Genomic DNA, 14,484 nt, shown 5'->3' with positions numbered 1-14,484 from the left:
TTGATTGAGCGTATGTGCGCCAGTACGACCTAACTTGTACTTCGCTTAGTCGTACTGAGTAATGCATTACAGGACGTTTGCTACCGTGTATGGCTAGTCTTTCGGTTGTCCATCGCAAGCCTCTCTCATTTGGAATTTCCGTACCTAACCCTTGCAAGAGTGTCTCGGTTTCGCCATACTGACGCAGCTACGCTCAAATTGTTAATGTATGCAGACTAATCACTGTCGGACCAATCAATTGATGTCCCGCTTTTGTCTGTGTCGTATTATGAGCTTGAGGACTTTAATAGTCAAGTGTATTAGTGATCGAATATACGTGGCTATGTGGATAACTTTTCACAATGCAATTAGGTCATCTGTCACTGTGTGTAAATGGCTGTGTGGCTGCTGTGGTTTTCGCCCCACACCAGACGCCCAGAATCACGGGGGACTGCGGCAGTTTGACACGCGTACTTCGTTGCTACATAGTGACTCACATGTTCATACTTGATCGTGACCGTCAAATCGTCCTGTCTATTGCTCAGTTCGGACAACTACCTTCAGGCCACATCAAAGTCATGCACTTCAACGATCACAAGTCAGTCACTCCTATGTACCGCGCCTTAGACCGTCTGGTGGCCTTCCGCTACATCAAACGACTAGAGCGTCGTCCTATAGGCGGGAACGGATCAGGGAGCGGCCAGTACGTCTATCAACTTGGTAGCGCGGGCTGGGCAATCAGCGGGCGTGAAGGTAGGTACTGGCCTACTAGGTCGGTGAATCACCACACCATAGGGATAGCTGATGCCTACCTAGAGCTATTGCACCTACAGCATGAGGGGCGCATCTCTATAGATACAGTCACCACTGAGCCTTATACCTGGCGAGTAATCGCGGGATCTGACCTGCGCCCTGACTTACACGTTGAGATCTCCGACATTGGCCGTCAGCGTAATTTGAGTCTGTGGCTAGAAATTGACCTGGGCACGGAGCGGGAAAGTGCGATCAAAGACAAACTGCAACGCTATCTTCACGCGTTCGAGAATGCGGATAGTGAGACGCTTCCAGTCTTCCCTCTAGTTGTATTCATAGCACCAGACGATGCACGGGCGCGCTGGCTGCGTGCGATTGTTAAACGTGGACCGAAAGACGCACAGGACTTGTTTCTTGTTTCTACGATGTCTGAGTTTGCGCCTTTGATCTTTAGTTAAGTAGCTTTAACTACAACGCAATACACTTGATTATTCAAGGTGTTAGGCGCATAATACCTTTATAACTAAATAGGAAACACTCAAATGAATGAACTACCACTTGCTCTAACTCATGCCGTAACCGCCAAACGATTGATGCGTTGTAAACACTGTAAGGCTGCACAAGATAGTGCTCAACTGATGGGATACAAATGCCCTAGTAGCTTTGTCCAACATAGTTTTACAGAAGAGTATGAAATAGTTAGCGTGGTCGCGTCATGATTGAAATAGCTCGCAACACGACGACAAACCATAGAAATGGCACCATTGATCTATGCGCCAAAGTGGATGGCAAGAAAGTAGTCTTTGTATATTCAGATCGTAGAATTGCTTCAAGTGCCTACAATAAACTCCTAAAGCAAGGTGCCGAATATCTTCTGATTGCAGAGGAGGATAAGACCTACTTGTGGGCTGGTGTTGAACGAATATGATCGTCAATACCGCAACTGGTGAGATCATTGACCTCTCAAAGCTGAGGAGATCCTCCAGGCGAATAGTCCATCGAGTTGCACGGCATCCAGTGGTTCGGAATTACCGAACAAGTGCCAGGACTGATGACACGGCCTTGTGGATCGGGATACTCGCTCTCCTGGTCGCATCTATGTCACTAATCCACTAAAAGAAGAACCCCGCCTAAGCAGCGGGGTTTGTTTCTTCTGGCAGTGAGGACGAAGGGCGACGCCTGCGAGGGGGCTGTCCTTTCATTCTCTCGACTAATTGTGACAGGTATTGCACCTTTTTCCTATCGTCTGCTCTATCAGCATCTATAGCGCTCTGAGGGCGGGGAAAGATGAGATCTGGTACGTCTATGACTCTGAACAGTGATTGTTTGTTTTGCCCATTCTTCATGCCCCGTAGTATGCGTTACCAGTATCTGTTTGCATAGTGTGAAGTTTGGGAGTTATCCACTTAACGTCACAATTGCAGCGTGATTTAGCATTGACTTAATGTGTGACTTTCCGCATACTTCAGTCATAACCGATTGCCATTCTCTACTGTTTGGCATTCGGCTGATATAAGTAGGCAAAAGAAAAGCCCCGATTGCTCGGAGCCTCTAATGCCATTCTCTACTGGTTCTATTTTAACAGTTTTGAAATCTTATGCAACACCCGTGGGGAGCTTTCGACTAGGTAGGTCAGGATGCGGGTATAAACAAATGACTGAATATCTAGCTAAACGTTTTAGACTTCGTAAAGTCTGCTTTGTACTGATGAACTGTACCTTCACAATTTGGATCAAGTTATACAGTCGCATGGCTACATGACGAGCCTACGATCTGAGATGGTCGCATCAAGGCGGTTTTAAGTTGTGTAGTCAGCTAGTAGTGAGAGTACCGATTAAAGGGCAAGAAGTGAGGCTAAAGCGGAATCTGTTTACATTGTCACCTTAAAGGCTCCGCCTTGCTACTAGCACCATGTGACTGTATAACGATTGAAGGTAGATGGCCGCAGCTGGTACAGCTTATAAACTCGCAAAGCAACTGACTCATACCAGCGGGAAGGTTGTAAGACCATAAGTTAGCAGCGGCAGCCACATACCTTCAATACCTATTGGTTCCATTTTGTTGCCAGCAACGATATGGCTCAGTAAGGGGGGAGTTAGTAATCAAGCTAACCCTGATCCAACCGAACTGCTGCACCTCACTCAGGGAATGCTTGAATATCAACTCCCCGCGCTAATACCGCGGTCAAGGGTTCTTATTTGGTTTGGGTCAATGTACACGAATTCGTGTTGTTTGGAACTGAGTAAGGTCTAGGGTTTGTGCATGGCAAAGATACTGGGTGAGTACAACAAGGAGACATCGGCCGGCAACAAGTTCATCATCCGGTTCTACGATGATGCGACGTTGCTTGAGTGGTCTGCTGGTGAGACTCCGGAACAAGGTTGGCCTGGTACCTGGAAGAGTGGAACGGTCAAGTACACCGAACACATCACCACCAGGATCGGCAATTTCGTTGATTACTACACGGGTGAACTTGGAGTCGCTGTGCGGTCTGAAGTGGACGGCATGGAGGTAGTGACGTCGATGCTGACGATGGACAGAGGGCAGTTCATGAGGCTTCAGGGCTATCCTCACCGCGCTTACTAGTCTTGACGCCTAGAACGTAATTGCGCATATTTAGGGCATGATCCCTCTACCCGCACGAGTCTTCAAGCACTGGTTTGGCTACGTAATTATTGCGGTAGCCGCTGCATCGACTCTCGGGCTTGTCTACGTCGGTATGCTCTCGCTTATTCAAAGCGGCACTGTTGACCCTCTACTCGTCTTCTGGATCGCCGTAGTTGCCGTGCTATCCATAGTTACCATCGCCATCATCCAAACATGGGTCTATAGCCTTAGTTACATAGAACTCAACTCTGACGGCATTGTCATCAAGAACTGGTTTACGTTATTCGTTAGCAAAGACGAGAAGTTCGAGTGGGTGCGTGTCTCGCGCTCTACGGCTGCCAAAGGCGGCATCTTCGGCCAGGTCTTGAACTACGGCACTATCAGCATTGAAACAAACGGTGGATCGGTTCAGGCAAAGATCACAATGATCCCTAGGCCGGAGTACTGGCAAGACCAGATCAATCAGAAGGCTGACCAGGCGACTATTGACGGCACTGTTTAGTTGCGAAATGTCTTGACTTTTCAATCGGGTGAGCGCATAGTACGTGGCATAACTAAACAAGGAACATCAATGTGCAACGGAAATCAAATCTCAAACTAATAATCATCTTCCTCACACTGGCACTAGCTATTGTGATTGGAATTATTTTCACATTCGGCTTTGTCATTCACACGATTGCCGCCGAACCAGCAAGCACCAGTACTGCGTCTGCTCTTACTGAGCCCAGTACCGTACCCACTAAGCCTGTAGCGGTTGAAGCCGTTCAAGCTCCGGCAGCCCCCGCAGTTGATACCGCGACACCAGCACCGGCGCCTGTTGCAGCTGTAGCCCCAGCAGCTACCGTGCAGCCGGCTATCCCATTTGCAGCTGAGATGAGCGCAGCGGGGATTGCCCAGGCTGACTATGGCTATGTAACCGACATGGTTCTAGGCGATCACGGTTGGCGCACTGTTGGTCCTGCTCTTTGGAAGTACGCAACCCGTAACGCATCAGAAGGATTGTTCTGGAATCTTCAGCGGGTAGATCACTACGTCTCAATCACCTATGGCTCATGGTCAGCAGCTCACGATGCGTGGGTAAGCGGGGGTGACTTCTAGTGGATGTCCTTCCGGACATGAAAAAGGGAATGCCGATAGACCAGGCGCTTTACATCGAGTTGTTGGCGATCTTAGTCGCCGAAGAGGTACTCGACATGTCTAAGGCTATAGATCGGTACTTGTTACGACGTGGCCAGATGAGTAAGTGGTGGGGCAACCCAACGGAGCCAAGCGATGAATAGGGAGATCAAGTTTCGAGCTTGGGACGGAGAGACGATGCGACTGCTTGACCAGATGTACGTCGGAGTAGGGCAGATCGGTTTCAGTTATACTCATTACGTTGATCTTGGCGACATGGATCATGAACGTACCGAATTAATGCAATACACCGGACTCAAAGATAAGAACGGTATGGAGATATACGAGGGGGATATACTTGAAAATCGTTTGGGTGAACAATTTCCAGTTACGTTTACATTAGGTGCTTTTCGAACTAATAAAAATATGACACTTGGAGATTTTGACTGTGAAGTCATTGGCAACATCTACGAGTCACCTGAACTACTTGAGGCTGCGTCGCCTAATGTAGTTAATAACCACGTATGATCTGCACAGCAAGTGAGCCGATTGACACAATGAAGGCAGCTATAGCAATTATCCATAAAGCAATAATTAGTTTCATATGGCTCATTACCCATGGGTAATGAGTTTTGTGTCTAATTAGGTTGAGATAGTATTGTAGTGAAAATATACCAGAAATTCCGGTTAAGATTCCAATTGCTATCAAGTAGATATGCAAACCTGCTGGCGTTTTTATGTATCCAAAGAACGCCGCTGCAACATAGAGGACTACAGAAAGGATTATTCCCGATACAACGTTGGCAGATACGATAGCCATGAACGACTGTGACTTTGGCCGATCATCTGGCCATCTCCATGGCTTTTTTGATCCCTGTCCCATTCTTTTACTGAGTTTATTGAGGTGATGGCTCACTCTCTCCATCTGTTCGAGTATTTGCGGACTCGGATTCTTGAGGTTTAGCAATTCCAATTCGCCAAGTTTCGCGTACATTGTGCGGTAATCCTCGAGGGCTTGTTTTTGATCTAGCACCGAGTCGACGAACAAAGGGGTTTGAGTCGCGTTGTCTTTCATGACTCAATGATGGCACGTCATTCGTGTAGGGCGAACACGCTCTTCTGATATTGGCCGGTCATGACAGATGCTCTTTCCAAGTGAGAACTTTTGTGCATAAATGTATACAGATATGCAAGACATAATAACTCTCTTCTTCTCATGGCCCATCGGTAGCGTTTGGTCTAACTTGATTGCCTCAGCTATATGGGCGACACCTTCGCTATTTTTTATTCTCAACCGCATGAAGAAGCACCATAGCCAGAAGATGGATAAGCTCAATGCGATTCATGCGGACGTAAGAGCTAACGGAGCAAAGCTGTAGTGGTTGCTCCTAAGAACGGTAAACCATCACAACAGGCATTCATCGGAAGGCCTCTAGCTTTCAAGAGCGATAAAGAGTTGCAAGCGAAGATTGATGAATACTTTGCGTACTGTGACAACAGGATCAAGACGTTCTACAGCGATAAGACGATGGACGAGGTTACATACAACAACCCTGCGCCGTACACGATGGCTGGACTGGCTTACTTCCTCGATATTGATCGAAAGACCATAGTCAACTACAGCAAGCGGGACGAGTATTTCCCCACTATCGCGCGGGCACGTGCCAAAGTTCAAGACGACTTAGAGACACGCATCATGGAATCACGCACTCCACAAGGCGGTATCTTCCTCGCTAAGAACAACTTTGCCTACGTTGACGAAAGCAAGCAGACGCTTGATGCCAACGTGACTAGCACCAATGAATTATCCCCAGAAGCGCTTGCTGTCTTGTCTAAAGCGTCGAGGGCTGACCATGGCGTTACCGAACCCGAGTGAGTTAATCCAACAGCTCGGTGAGGATCAGGCCAAACTCGTTTACCGAACCTATTACCGCGATCCAGCGCACATTGAAGAGTTCGCAGAACTGTTTTCTAGTTACGTGCCAACAAAGCTCGCTGGCTTCCACTCTGAACTTTTCGACTACTTCGAAGACGATGGCAACGTAGGTATCGCAGCGCCACGTGGCTTCTCAAAGACGACGGTGACAGACACGATCTACCTGGCGCATCGCTTGCTCTACGCACGGTCACACTTTGCCATGTTGATATCAGACACGTACACGCAGGCCGTGATGATGATCGACGGACTCAAGAGCGAGCTTGAAAGCAATGAAGTGTTGCTGTGGATCTACGGCGATGTAAAAGGCCGTGAGTGGTCGAGTGAAGGCCTGACGATCAATGCCTACGGAGAGAACGGCCGTGAGCTTGTGCGAGTCCTGCCACGTGGCGCTGGCATGAAGGTTCGTGGTCTGCGCTACAAGCAGTACCGTCCTGACCTAGCGATCCTCGATGACCTGGAGAACGATGAGCTGGTTGCCAGTCCGGAGCGCCGAGAGAAGCTTTACAACTGGTTCATGCGTGCCCTGATGCCCGCAATGGCTAAGGACATCTCAAAGATCATCATCATTGGCACGATCTTGCACCGTGAGAGCCTACTGAGCCACATCATCGCTAAGAAGGGTGTGTTTAGCGGGTGGAAGACGCACAAGTATCAAGGCATCACCAGTGAAGGGGAGAGCCTGTGGCCTGAGCGTTTCAGTCTTGAATATCTACAGGGCATGCGTGATGACCCAGAGCATCCGATGTATCTCGGCGTTGTTGAGTTCAGCCGCGAGATCCAGAACGATCCAATCAGTGACCAGGATCAGATCATCCGCCCTGAATGGCTACAAAGCCGCTACAGCTTCATGAAGTCGATCAGTGAGTATCAGAGCGTTATCAAAGCTAAGACGCTTCAGAACGCACGAGACGAATGGCTAAGGGCACATTTTTCGAAGATTGTCGGGCACATTGACCCAGCAATCAGCGAAAAGACAACTGCCGACTGGTGGGCGATGATAACGATCGGTATTACAAAGGCTTGTCCATTCTGTGAAGGACATCCGCGTAATCATGTGGTCATTCTCGACTACGTACGGCTACGAGAGTCAGACCCAGAGAAGCAAGCCAACATGATCGGCGACCAGTTCCAAACCTGGCGACATGACCGACTAAAGATTGAAGCCGTTGCGTATCAAGCAGGGCTCTATGCACTGACTCGCAACATCGCGCAGCGCAACGGTATCAACATGCCAATCGTCAAATGGAAGCCAGACCGTGACAAGGTGCGACGTGCATCGATGCAGGCTGGCATGTTCCAAGCTGGCTACGTTCACCTGCGTGAAGATCACCCGCTTGCCAGTGCGTTTGTTGAAGAGATAGTGCAATTCCCTCAAGGCGAACACGACGACATGTTTGATGCCTACCTCGGAGCCGCTGAAGAACTCGTTTTGCAATCTCGCCGTAGGGTATTTACAAACAAGCCAAAAGGCTTTTAAGTAAGAATAGCATGACGAATAAAATAAACGATGACTATAACCAATTTCCTTACAAAAACAGTGTCAATCGTCTTAATAGGTACAAGACTAATCAACAGCTCTTTGCAGGTGATCATTTCAAGGCTTTCTCTATCAAAGTGGAGAGCAAAGACTTCAACCGTGCCTATGCGCAATTGCGCTACATCGTCAACAACTTCACAGGGCTTCTAAGCAAAGTCAGTGCGGACTTCTTATTCTCAGAACCGCCGATCGTTCGCCTGCCTTTAATCGACAAGGCTAACCCTTATAACAAGGACAATGACGATGCAGTGAATCCAAACTCCAATGCTTCAGCAGCTGATGACGTGTTCAAACTGGAGATACCCAAACCAAACCCAAACCAAGAGTGGGTCGAAAACCTTATATTCGAGAACCGTCTTGATATCCAGCTTTACGAGAGCGCACTGACCAACAGCTACAAGGGCGACGCTCTCTTCAAGCTTCGTGTGGGAACGCTCCGAGACCCAGACAACACCAGCGTCATCATCGAGCAGATCATGCCGGACTTCTATTTCCCAGACCTAGATGCACAGAACGTATCGGCTGATCCTCAACGCATTGAAATAGCCTTTTGTATCGACATCGGTGATAATACCTACCTTCGCAAAGAGATCCACACGCCAGGTCAGATCGAAAACGAAGTGTTCCTGATGAACGGAACAAAGATCGTGCGTCAGGAGCCACTGAGCGTCCTAGGTGATCCGAACCTCATGGATGTAGAGACAACAGGCGTCGATCGACTGCTGATTGTCCACATTCCTAACTGGTCTGATGGCACAACACACTTCGGGATTGATGACTACCAAGACATCACGAGCCTGGTCTATGCACTCAACAACCGTGTATCAATGGTCGATAACATCTTGGACAAACACGCTGATCCAATCCTGGCTGTCCCTGAGGGCGTCATGGATGAGAACGGTGAGATCGAGCGATCAAAGCTAGGCGTCTATGAGAAGACACAAGACGGCGAGAAGCCTGAATACATCGTCTGGGATGCAAAGCTCGAAGCTAGCTTTACTGAGATTGAGACGTTATTACAAAGCCTCTACATGTACTCAGAGACATCACCAAGTGTCTTCGGCGAACAAGGTGGTAAAGGCGGTGGCTCAAAGAGTGAGAGCGGCCGTGCTCTGAAGTACCGATTGATGCGAACCGTTGCCAAGATTCATCGTAAGCAGCGCTACTACGACTATGCACTGAAAGAAATTATCTACCTTGCTGAACTACTAGCAAAAGTGCATAACATCCCAGCAAACGGAGTCCACTTCGAAGGTGATCCTGAGATTCCAAGCATCGAATGGGCTGATCCAATCCCTGTTGATAGCTATGAACAAGCGCAAGAGGAAGAGCTACGACTGTCGAGTGGTAACCAATCACTCAAGGACTCAATCAAGAACATCGACAAGGTTGACGATGAGCAGGCTGTTCAGAAGATACAAGAAATCTATGCAGAGAAGAAGCAACTAGAGCCAAGCGTTCCAACGATGCCAGGCAATGCACCCATCGCACCTCCGCAGAAGACTGATCCGTTTGCCACGAGTATCAGCGTTCCCGTAACTCAGAAGGCACCTGACGCGGGCGTTTAGGGATGGGACTATTTCCTACACGAGTCGATCTTGATGATGCGAGTATCTCTGAGCTGAGGGACTTGTTCAATGCGAGTGCCGACCAGCTGCACGGCATCGTCTTTACGACAGGCAAGACACTAGTCACGATCTCAAGCGTTGCAGTAGCACGTGCCATGATCCAGCAGCACATCAATGACCTGGCTTCTCGGATCTCTGATTGGTGCGCAGGACAAATTCAAGAGGCATACAACCAGGGACAGTCCGACGCCATCGCAGAGCTTCAAAGCTTCGAGGATGAGCACTCAGATGCCGCAGCCGCTGCCATCATCGCCGGAAGCGTTGTACTCGACCAATTACATCGCGATGCTGCACAGGCGCTTGCTCAAGAGCTCCAGATACGTCTCAGTGATGCCATTACGCAGATGGCTCGATCTGCTGACAAGACACTCGGGCAGATCCTCCGTGAAAGCATCCGTTCAAAGATCGCCAGTGTTGACGAGTCAACTACCGCTAAGGCACTCCGCAAGAGCATTCTTAGCGCCTTTGATGAGAACGGCGTGTATGCCTTGCTGGATCGTGCTGGCCGCCGCTGGTCACCCGGTGTCTATGCCGAGATGGTCAGTCGCACGATGCTGACCCAGGCTCGCAACACTGGAATGACTAACTCACTGAGCGGGGCCGGCTACGACTTAGTCCAGGTCTCTTCACATGGCGCTAGTGACCTCTGTCGAGAGTGGGAGGGCGCAATCCTAAGCGTAGACGGAACTACTCCGGGATTCTTTACTGTCAGCGATGCAGCAGGTGGGGGACTGTTCCACGTCAATTGCCAGCATTCATTAGATCCGGTATCTCCTAGTGATTTCCCCAACGGCTATTGGGCTGAAGCAGAGTCTTGACAAGATATATCGAATAGCAGACATTAAGGATAGAGCCAATCTAATCACGTGAGCGGTCACGATAAACGCCGAAGAAAGGCAATTTATGGCTGAACAAGCTACTGACACCTCAACAGGTGTAACAACAACCGAAACTACCGTCGATACAGGAGTACAGACTGGAGAGTCTGCGGAAGGTAAAGGCTTTAACATTGCGGACCTACCAAAAGAAGCTTGGGCTGAGATCTATAAAAGTGATCGATTCAAGCAACTGAACGACAAGGCGAAGCAAGCCGAAATACTCATCAAAGACAAAGCTACTGCCGAAGAAAACTCTCTCAAAGAGCAAGGCAAGTGGAAAGAACTCGCAGAAGCAGCAGAGACACGTATCAAATCCGTTGAGAAGAGCACTATTGCTGCTGAACTCAAGGCCTTTGCTGCGAAGTTAGGCGCTTTTGACATCAATGACATTGCCGCCCTAGCTGATAAAGCTGGTGTCGAAATCAAAGATGGAGTTGTCACAGGTGCAGAAGAAGCAGTTAAAGCGCTATTCGACGCGAAACCTCATCTATTTAACAATCAAACGAAGACCACAGTCGGCTCGGGAACAAACCCGGGCAACTCTAGCAATCAAGGTAATCCGAAATTCACCCTTTCACAGATCAACAATATGACTGGAGCTGAGTATGCCGAGAATAAGGACGCAATTATGCGCGCAATCACCTCCGGCAATGTAGTAAACGATCGAACCTAAAAGCAAGACCCGACTGCCTTCGGTAATTAACGAAAGGTAGTTTATGCCACAAATGAACAACACTAGTAACGCCGCGTTTATTCCAACGATCATCGCAAAAGAAGCTCTTGGATATTTCGGCGCAACTATGAACCTCGCAAAGTCAGTCAGCAAGAATACTGACTGGTCAACAGCAACAGAAGGACAAGTCCTTCAAATCCCTAAGCGTGGAGCGCTAGTCGTAAACCAGAAAGCTGATAACGCCAATGTTGTCGTTCAACAGCCAACTGCAAGTAACGTCAGCGTCACCCTAAACAAACACCCTGAAGTTACGTTTGGTATCGACGATGTTACCAAAGTACTTGAAAACCAAAATGTTCTCATCGGTTACGGCCAAGACGCAGCTAAAGTACTCGCAGAAAGCGTTGAATCATCGCTTGCAGCACTTTACGCAGGTCTATCTAACCCAGTGATTACATTCGATACAACAAGCTATACTACCCTTGTAAACAGTGTCCTTGCGATCCGTAAGTACTTCACTGACCAAAAGGTAAGCATCCTGGAAGATCGAAACGTCATGGTATCAAGTGGCGTCTATAACGCGCTCCTTGGTGTTCCACAGTTTAGCCAAGCGCAGAACATCGGTACGTTCACAAATACCCAAGCGACTCCAATCGTCACTGGTCGTGTACTGAGCATCTACGGTTTGAACTTCTGGGAAAGCCAACTGGTTCCTCAAACTGGAACAACTGGTGCATTTGTTGATCACAACATCGCATACACAAAGGACGCACTTGTTTTGGCAAGCCGTCCACTACCAGAAGTTGAAGCAGGCCAAGGTGCTGTCTCGGCTATCGCTGTCAACGAAGACATCGGTATGGCAGTTCGTGCGACTCTGAGCTACAACCCTCAGACTCTTGCACACCAAGTCACTATCGACTGTCTTTACGGCGTCGCAGTGGTAGACAGCCGTCGTGCTGTTGAAGTTGACTTCACACACGCCTAGTCAACCGTCAGATCCTAGAAGCAGCTGGTTTAACTCCAGCTGCTTTTGTGTTATATCAATAAGAGATAACTAATCGGAGCAACTACACAGTGAGCGAGCAATCTAACGACATTACAATCATCAATCCATCAGGTCGCGAGGTAGTTGTACCAAACGAATTAGCACAAGATCTACTCTTGCAGCCTGGTTACAGAGTCAAACCAGCTGACGCGCCTACAGAGGCACCAAAAGAAGAAGCCAAACCAGCTGAACCTACTACGGAAGCACCAGCTGACGCGCCTACAGAGGCACCAAAACCACGTAGCCGCACGAGTAAGTAATTATGAGCAGCAGGCGACAATATATCGATAGCACTTATCTCACGCAGTACCTCAGCGGCACGGCGCTTTCAAGTGACTACAGCAGTGCAGATGATCTAATCTCAGCAGCTGAAGAATATATTGACGCCTGGGTAGGTCATCAAGATAAGTTCTTTCGTGGTATTTCCGGAACCAATGGTGTCTACACGCCACCTGATCCACAAGATCGTCGTGCGCCAACGCTATACGAAGTAAAGGGTCGTGTCTCACAAGTCATCAATCCAACCAATTTCATCTTGCAGCAGTACACCCAGTTTGTCTTTCAAGAGGACTATCTGGCTGGATGCTGGATTGAAATTATTGGTGGAACGGGTGCAGGACAGACAAACCACGTCACTGGATCACTGCTCGATGGTCAAGTGACTGTTTCATCTGCTTGGACGACCGCAATTGATGCGACCAGCGTTTACCGCATTTATCAGCTTGGTAAGTTTCCACGGCTTCAAGATGTCTACTTTGACTCGATCAACCAGCCAGTTCGCTATTACAAGATGATCCCTGACGCTGTACGGCGTGCAACAGCGGCCCAGTGCGTATTCATGAACGCTAAAGGTCGTGACTTCTTCGACACTGATGGCGCAGCAATGCAGAGTGAACACCTAGGGGCTTACAGCTACTCACGAGGAGCAAAGAGCACCAGCGGGTCACTGTATATCGCACCTGACGCTAAGGAGGCGCTGCGCGGCATTACTAACCGTATGGGCAAGATCCAGCGGTGAGTGTTTCTACGATGCTGCGCCACCGCTGTGACACGGCTCGTAACACGGCCTTAGGAACTAATGGTCGCCATATTCCAACGCCTCACCTGACGGGTGTTCGGTGCGCTTTCATGCCAATGAGTGCTGAAGCTGCTGTGCGCAATGGGTTTGATGTTGGGTTTGGCTGGTATGTGTACGCTGCCAGCTCAGCTGACATCCTGATCGGTGATCGCCTCACCTGGAACGGCGAGACGTACATCGTGAAGGGAAAGAAGCCATACCTACAGTTCGGTGGCACTTCACATATCGAGTTCACTGCTGAGACTGAGCACGCGAATGGTCAATAGCGGCATCAACTACGAGATCTTCATGGATGCGACTCAGGTCGAGAGCGTCATTGTGCGCACCGCCGAGCTGTTCCCTAGGTACATCAACTCGTGGCTTGTGGAGACAGGAACACTCGTCAAAGAAGAGGTAAGCGCCAGGGCACCTGAAGGCGTGGCATTCGCCTACGGGGCAGGCCTCAAGCGCAACATCGGCCTCACGGTGAACCCAGTGCTTCAAACAGCAGATATCCGACCGACTGACCAGGTTCAGTACGCGGACGCTATAGAGACAGGCTCACGACCTCACAGGCCACCAGCTGGCCCCGATAGCGCCCTGGCGCAGTGGTGCGAGATGAAAGGCCTGAATGTTTGGGCTGTCGCTAAGAGCATCGAGCTCAGGGGAACTAAGGCGCATCCCTATATCGAGCCAGCTTATGACGCGACGAAAGAGACGGTAGCCGAGCGGTTCAACACAGGCGTCGAACAATACTTAATGAGGATGCAAACACTATGAGCGCATACAAAGGCAAGAACCGAAGAATTAAAGATGCACTCGTAGCAATCTTGAGTGGGATTACCTACGATACGGGAGCAGGCGCCGAGCCGGCCTTCGTTAGTGTGCTCGATAACACCAAGGATGAGTTTGAGGGTTATCCAGCCGTCCGAGTGTTGCCGAACACCATTGCTAGCACGACATCATCTAACTCAAGCAAAGACCATGTTGTTTCATTCGCAGTCATCATGCACTTCCCTTTGAACTCACCAAGTGAGATTGAAAGCGATATCTATAACCGCATGTATGACCTAACAGACCTCATTATCGATACGACTGAGCACTCTGACTACATCGGCAAGCTATCGACTATTGATCCACTTATCCAAAACTGGATGATGGACGTGACATCTGTCCGTTGGCATATCGCGAGTGGCAAGAGTGGCTCTCTCCTTCTATGCAACATGAATATAGATATTAGCTATAGCAAAGACGTTTACTAGATGTTAAATT

At 49.1% G+C, this 14,484-nt stretch carries 17 protein-coding genes; 16 read left to right on the top strand and 1 reads right to left on the bottom strand.

Annotated features, from left to right (window positions below; translation table 11 throughout):
• Nucleotides 1-476 precede the first annotated feature (476 nt).
• The 6 genes from RCH22_RS12445 to RCH22_RS12420 all read left to right on the top strand — a co-directional run bounded on the left by RCH22_RS12445 (nucleotide 477) and on the right by RCH22_RS12420 (nucleotide 4,983).
• Complete coding sequence (locus RCH22_RS12445) at nucleotides 477-1,190, top strand: replication-relaxation family protein (RefSeq protein ID WP_327014243.1); 714 nt, start codon at nucleotides 477-479, stop codon at nucleotides 1,188-1,190.
• Nucleotides 1,191-1,447: 257 nt separating this feature from the next.
• Entirely contained in the window at nucleotides 1,448-1,660 is a 213-nt protein-coding gene (locus RCH22_RS12440) for a hypothetical protein (RefSeq protein ID WP_327014242.1), read from the top strand.
• A gap of 1,334 nt (nucleotides 1,661-2,994) precedes the next feature.
• Complete coding sequence (locus tag RCH22_RS12435; RefSeq protein WP_327014241.1) at nucleotides 2,995-3,318, top strand: hypothetical protein; 324 nt, start codon at nucleotides 2,995-2,997, stop codon at nucleotides 3,316-3,318.
• Between the two features lie 37 nt (nucleotides 3,319-3,355).
• Nucleotides 3,356-3,841, top strand: a complete 486-nt coding sequence (locus RCH22_RS12430) for a hypothetical protein (RefSeq protein WP_327014240.1) — start codon at nucleotides 3,356-3,358, stop codon at nucleotides 3,839-3,841.
• A 71-nt stretch (nucleotides 3,842-3,912) separates the two neighbouring features.
• Nucleotides 3,913-4,437 (top strand): hypothetical protein, encoded by a 525-nt coding sequence (locus RCH22_RS12425; RefSeq protein ID WP_327014239.1) that lies wholly within the window; start codon nucleotides 3,913-3,915, stop codon nucleotides 4,435-4,437.
• Nucleotides 4,438-4,611: 174 nt separating this feature from the next.
• Nucleotides 4,612-4,983, top strand: coding sequence for a YopX family protein (locus RCH22_RS12420; protein WP_327014238.1), 372 nt, complete (start codon nucleotides 4,612-4,614; stop codon nucleotides 4,981-4,983).
• On the opposite strand, the gene RCH22_RS12415 is transcribed toward RCH22_RS12420, so the two are convergent.
• Entirely contained in the window at nucleotides 4,967-5,530 is a 564-nt protein-coding gene (locus RCH22_RS12415) for a hypothetical protein (RefSeq protein WP_327014237.1), read from the bottom strand. The genes RCH22_RS12420 and RCH22_RS12415 overlap by 17 nt on opposite strands.
• A 303-nt stretch (nucleotides 5,531-5,833) precedes the next feature.
• Between RCH22_RS12415 and RCH22_RS12410 the strand changes: the two genes are divergently transcribed.
• From RCH22_RS12410 to RCH22_RS12365, 10 genes are all read left to right on the top strand, one after another.
• Nucleotides 5,834-6,331 carry a terminase small subunit gene (locus tag RCH22_RS12410; protein WP_327014236.1) on the top strand — a complete coding sequence of 166 codons (498 nt, stop codon included), beginning with the start codon at nucleotides 5,834-5,836 and terminating at the stop codon, nucleotides 6,329-6,331.
• Nucleotides 6,309-7,871, top strand: coding sequence for a phage terminase large subunit (gene terL / locus RCH22_RS12405; protein WP_327014235.1), 1,563 nt, complete (start codon nucleotides 6,309-6,311; stop codon nucleotides 7,869-7,871). The genes RCH22_RS12410 and terL overlap by 23 nt, the downstream gene beginning before the upstream one ends.
• 11 nt (nucleotides 7,872-7,882) lie before the next feature.
• Nucleotides 7,883-9,499, top strand: a complete 1,617-nt coding sequence (locus RCH22_RS12400; RefSeq protein WP_327014234.1) for a phage portal protein — start codon at nucleotides 7,883-7,885, stop codon at nucleotides 9,497-9,499.
• A gap of 155 nt (nucleotides 9,500-9,654) precedes the next feature.
• A complete protein-coding gene (locus RCH22_RS12395; RefSeq protein ID WP_327014233.1) occupies nucleotides 9,655-10,377 on the top strand; it encodes a phage minor capsid protein in 723 nt (240 codons plus the stop codon).
• An 85-nt stretch (nucleotides 10,378-10,462) separates the two neighbouring features.
• On the top strand, nucleotides 10,463-11,110 hold the full coding sequence (locus RCH22_RS12390) for a hypothetical protein (protein ID WP_327014232.1): 648 nt from the start codon (nucleotides 10,463-10,465) through the stop codon (nucleotides 11,108-11,110).
• 52 nt (nucleotides 11,111-11,162) lie between these two features.
• The gene (locus RCH22_RS12385) at nucleotides 11,163-12,095 is read left to right on the top strand and encodes a P22 phage major capsid protein family protein (protein ID WP_327014231.1); all 933 of its coding nucleotides are present in this window, start codon (nucleotides 11,163-11,165) and stop codon (nucleotides 12,093-12,095) included.
• A 322-nt stretch (nucleotides 12,096-12,417) separates the two neighbouring features.
• Nucleotides 12,418-13,173, top strand: coding sequence for a hypothetical protein (locus RCH22_RS12380; protein WP_327014230.1), 756 nt, complete (start codon nucleotides 12,418-12,420; stop codon nucleotides 13,171-13,173).
• Nucleotides 13,170-13,499: a hypothetical protein gene (locus RCH22_RS12375; protein ID WP_327014229.1), complete on the top strand. Its 330-nt coding sequence runs from the start codon at nucleotides 13,170-13,172 to the stop codon at nucleotides 13,497-13,499. Before RCH22_RS12380 ends, RCH22_RS12375 begins: the two co-directional genes overlap by 4 nt.
• Nucleotides 13,489-13,992, top strand: a complete 504-nt coding sequence (locus tag RCH22_RS12370) for a hypothetical protein (RefSeq protein WP_327014228.1) — start codon at nucleotides 13,489-13,491, stop codon at nucleotides 13,990-13,992. The genes RCH22_RS12375 and RCH22_RS12370 overlap by 11 nt, the downstream gene beginning before the upstream one ends.
• Nucleotides 13,989-14,474, top strand: a complete 486-nt coding sequence (locus RCH22_RS12365; protein WP_327014227.1) for a hypothetical protein — start codon at nucleotides 13,989-13,991, stop codon at nucleotides 14,472-14,474. The genes RCH22_RS12370 and RCH22_RS12365 overlap by 4 nt, the downstream gene beginning before the upstream one ends.
• The last annotated feature ends 10 nt before the right edge of the window (nucleotides 14,475-14,484 follow it).

The organism is Cryobacterium sp. GrIS_2_6 (assembly GCF_035984545.1).
In the GTDB taxonomy this organism is placed as follows: Bacteria; Actinomycetota; Actinomycetes; order Actinomycetales; family Microbacteriaceae; genus Cryobacterium.
The sequence above is the reverse complement of the archived record's forward strand: the minus strand, read 5'-3'. Positions and strand labels throughout refer to the sequence as shown.

Coding starts and splice junctions, on each gene's coding strand:
- RCH22_RS12390 (WP_327014232.1), top strand. CDS start 10,463: ATGGCTGAACAAGCTACTGACACCTCAACAGGTGTAACAACAACCGAA.
- RCH22_RS12400 (WP_327014234.1), top strand. CDS start 7,883: ATGACGAATAAAATAAACGATGACTATAACCAATTTCCTTACAAAAAC.
- RCH22_RS12370 (WP_327014228.1), top strand. CDS start 13,489: ATGGTCAATAGCGGCATCAACTACGAGATCTTCATGGATGCGACTCAG.
- RCH22_RS12415 (WP_327014237.1), bottom strand. CDS start 5,530: ATGAAAGACAACGCGACTCAAACCCCTTTGTTCGTCGACTCGGTGCTA.
- RCH22_RS12395 (WP_327014233.1), top strand. CDS start 9,655: ATGATCCAGCAGCACATCAATGACCTGGCTTCTCGGATCTCTGATTGG.
- RCH22_RS12420 (WP_327014238.1), top strand. CDS start 4,612: ATGAATAGGGAGATCAAGTTTCGAGCTTGGGACGGAGAGACGATGCGA.
- RCH22_RS12380 (WP_327014230.1), top strand. CDS start 12,418: ATGAGCAGCAGGCGACAATATATCGATAGCACTTATCTCACGCAGTAC.
- RCH22_RS12365 (WP_327014227.1), top strand. CDS start 13,989: ATGAGCGCATACAAAGGCAAGAACCGAAGAATTAAAGATGCACTCGTA.
- RCH22_RS12435 (WP_327014241.1), top strand. CDS start 2,995: ATGGCAAAGATACTGGGTGAGTACAACAAGGAGACATCGGCCGGCAAC.
- RCH22_RS12445 (WP_327014243.1), top strand. CDS start 477: ATGTTCATACTTGATCGTGACCGTCAAATCGTCCTGTCTATTGCTCAG.
- RCH22_RS12440 (WP_327014242.1), top strand. CDS start 1,448: ATGATTGAAATAGCTCGCAACACGACGACAAACCATAGAAATGGCACC.
- RCH22_RS12430 (WP_327014240.1), top strand. CDS start 3,356: ATGATCCCTCTACCCGCACGAGTCTTCAAGCACTGGTTTGGCTACGTA.
- RCH22_RS12385 (WP_327014231.1), top strand. CDS start 11,163: ATGAACAACACTAGTAACGCCGCGTTTATTCCAACGATCATCGCAAAA.
- terL (WP_327014235.1), top strand. CDS start 6,309: ATGGCGTTACCGAACCCGAGTGAGTTAATCCAACAGCTCGGTGAGGAT.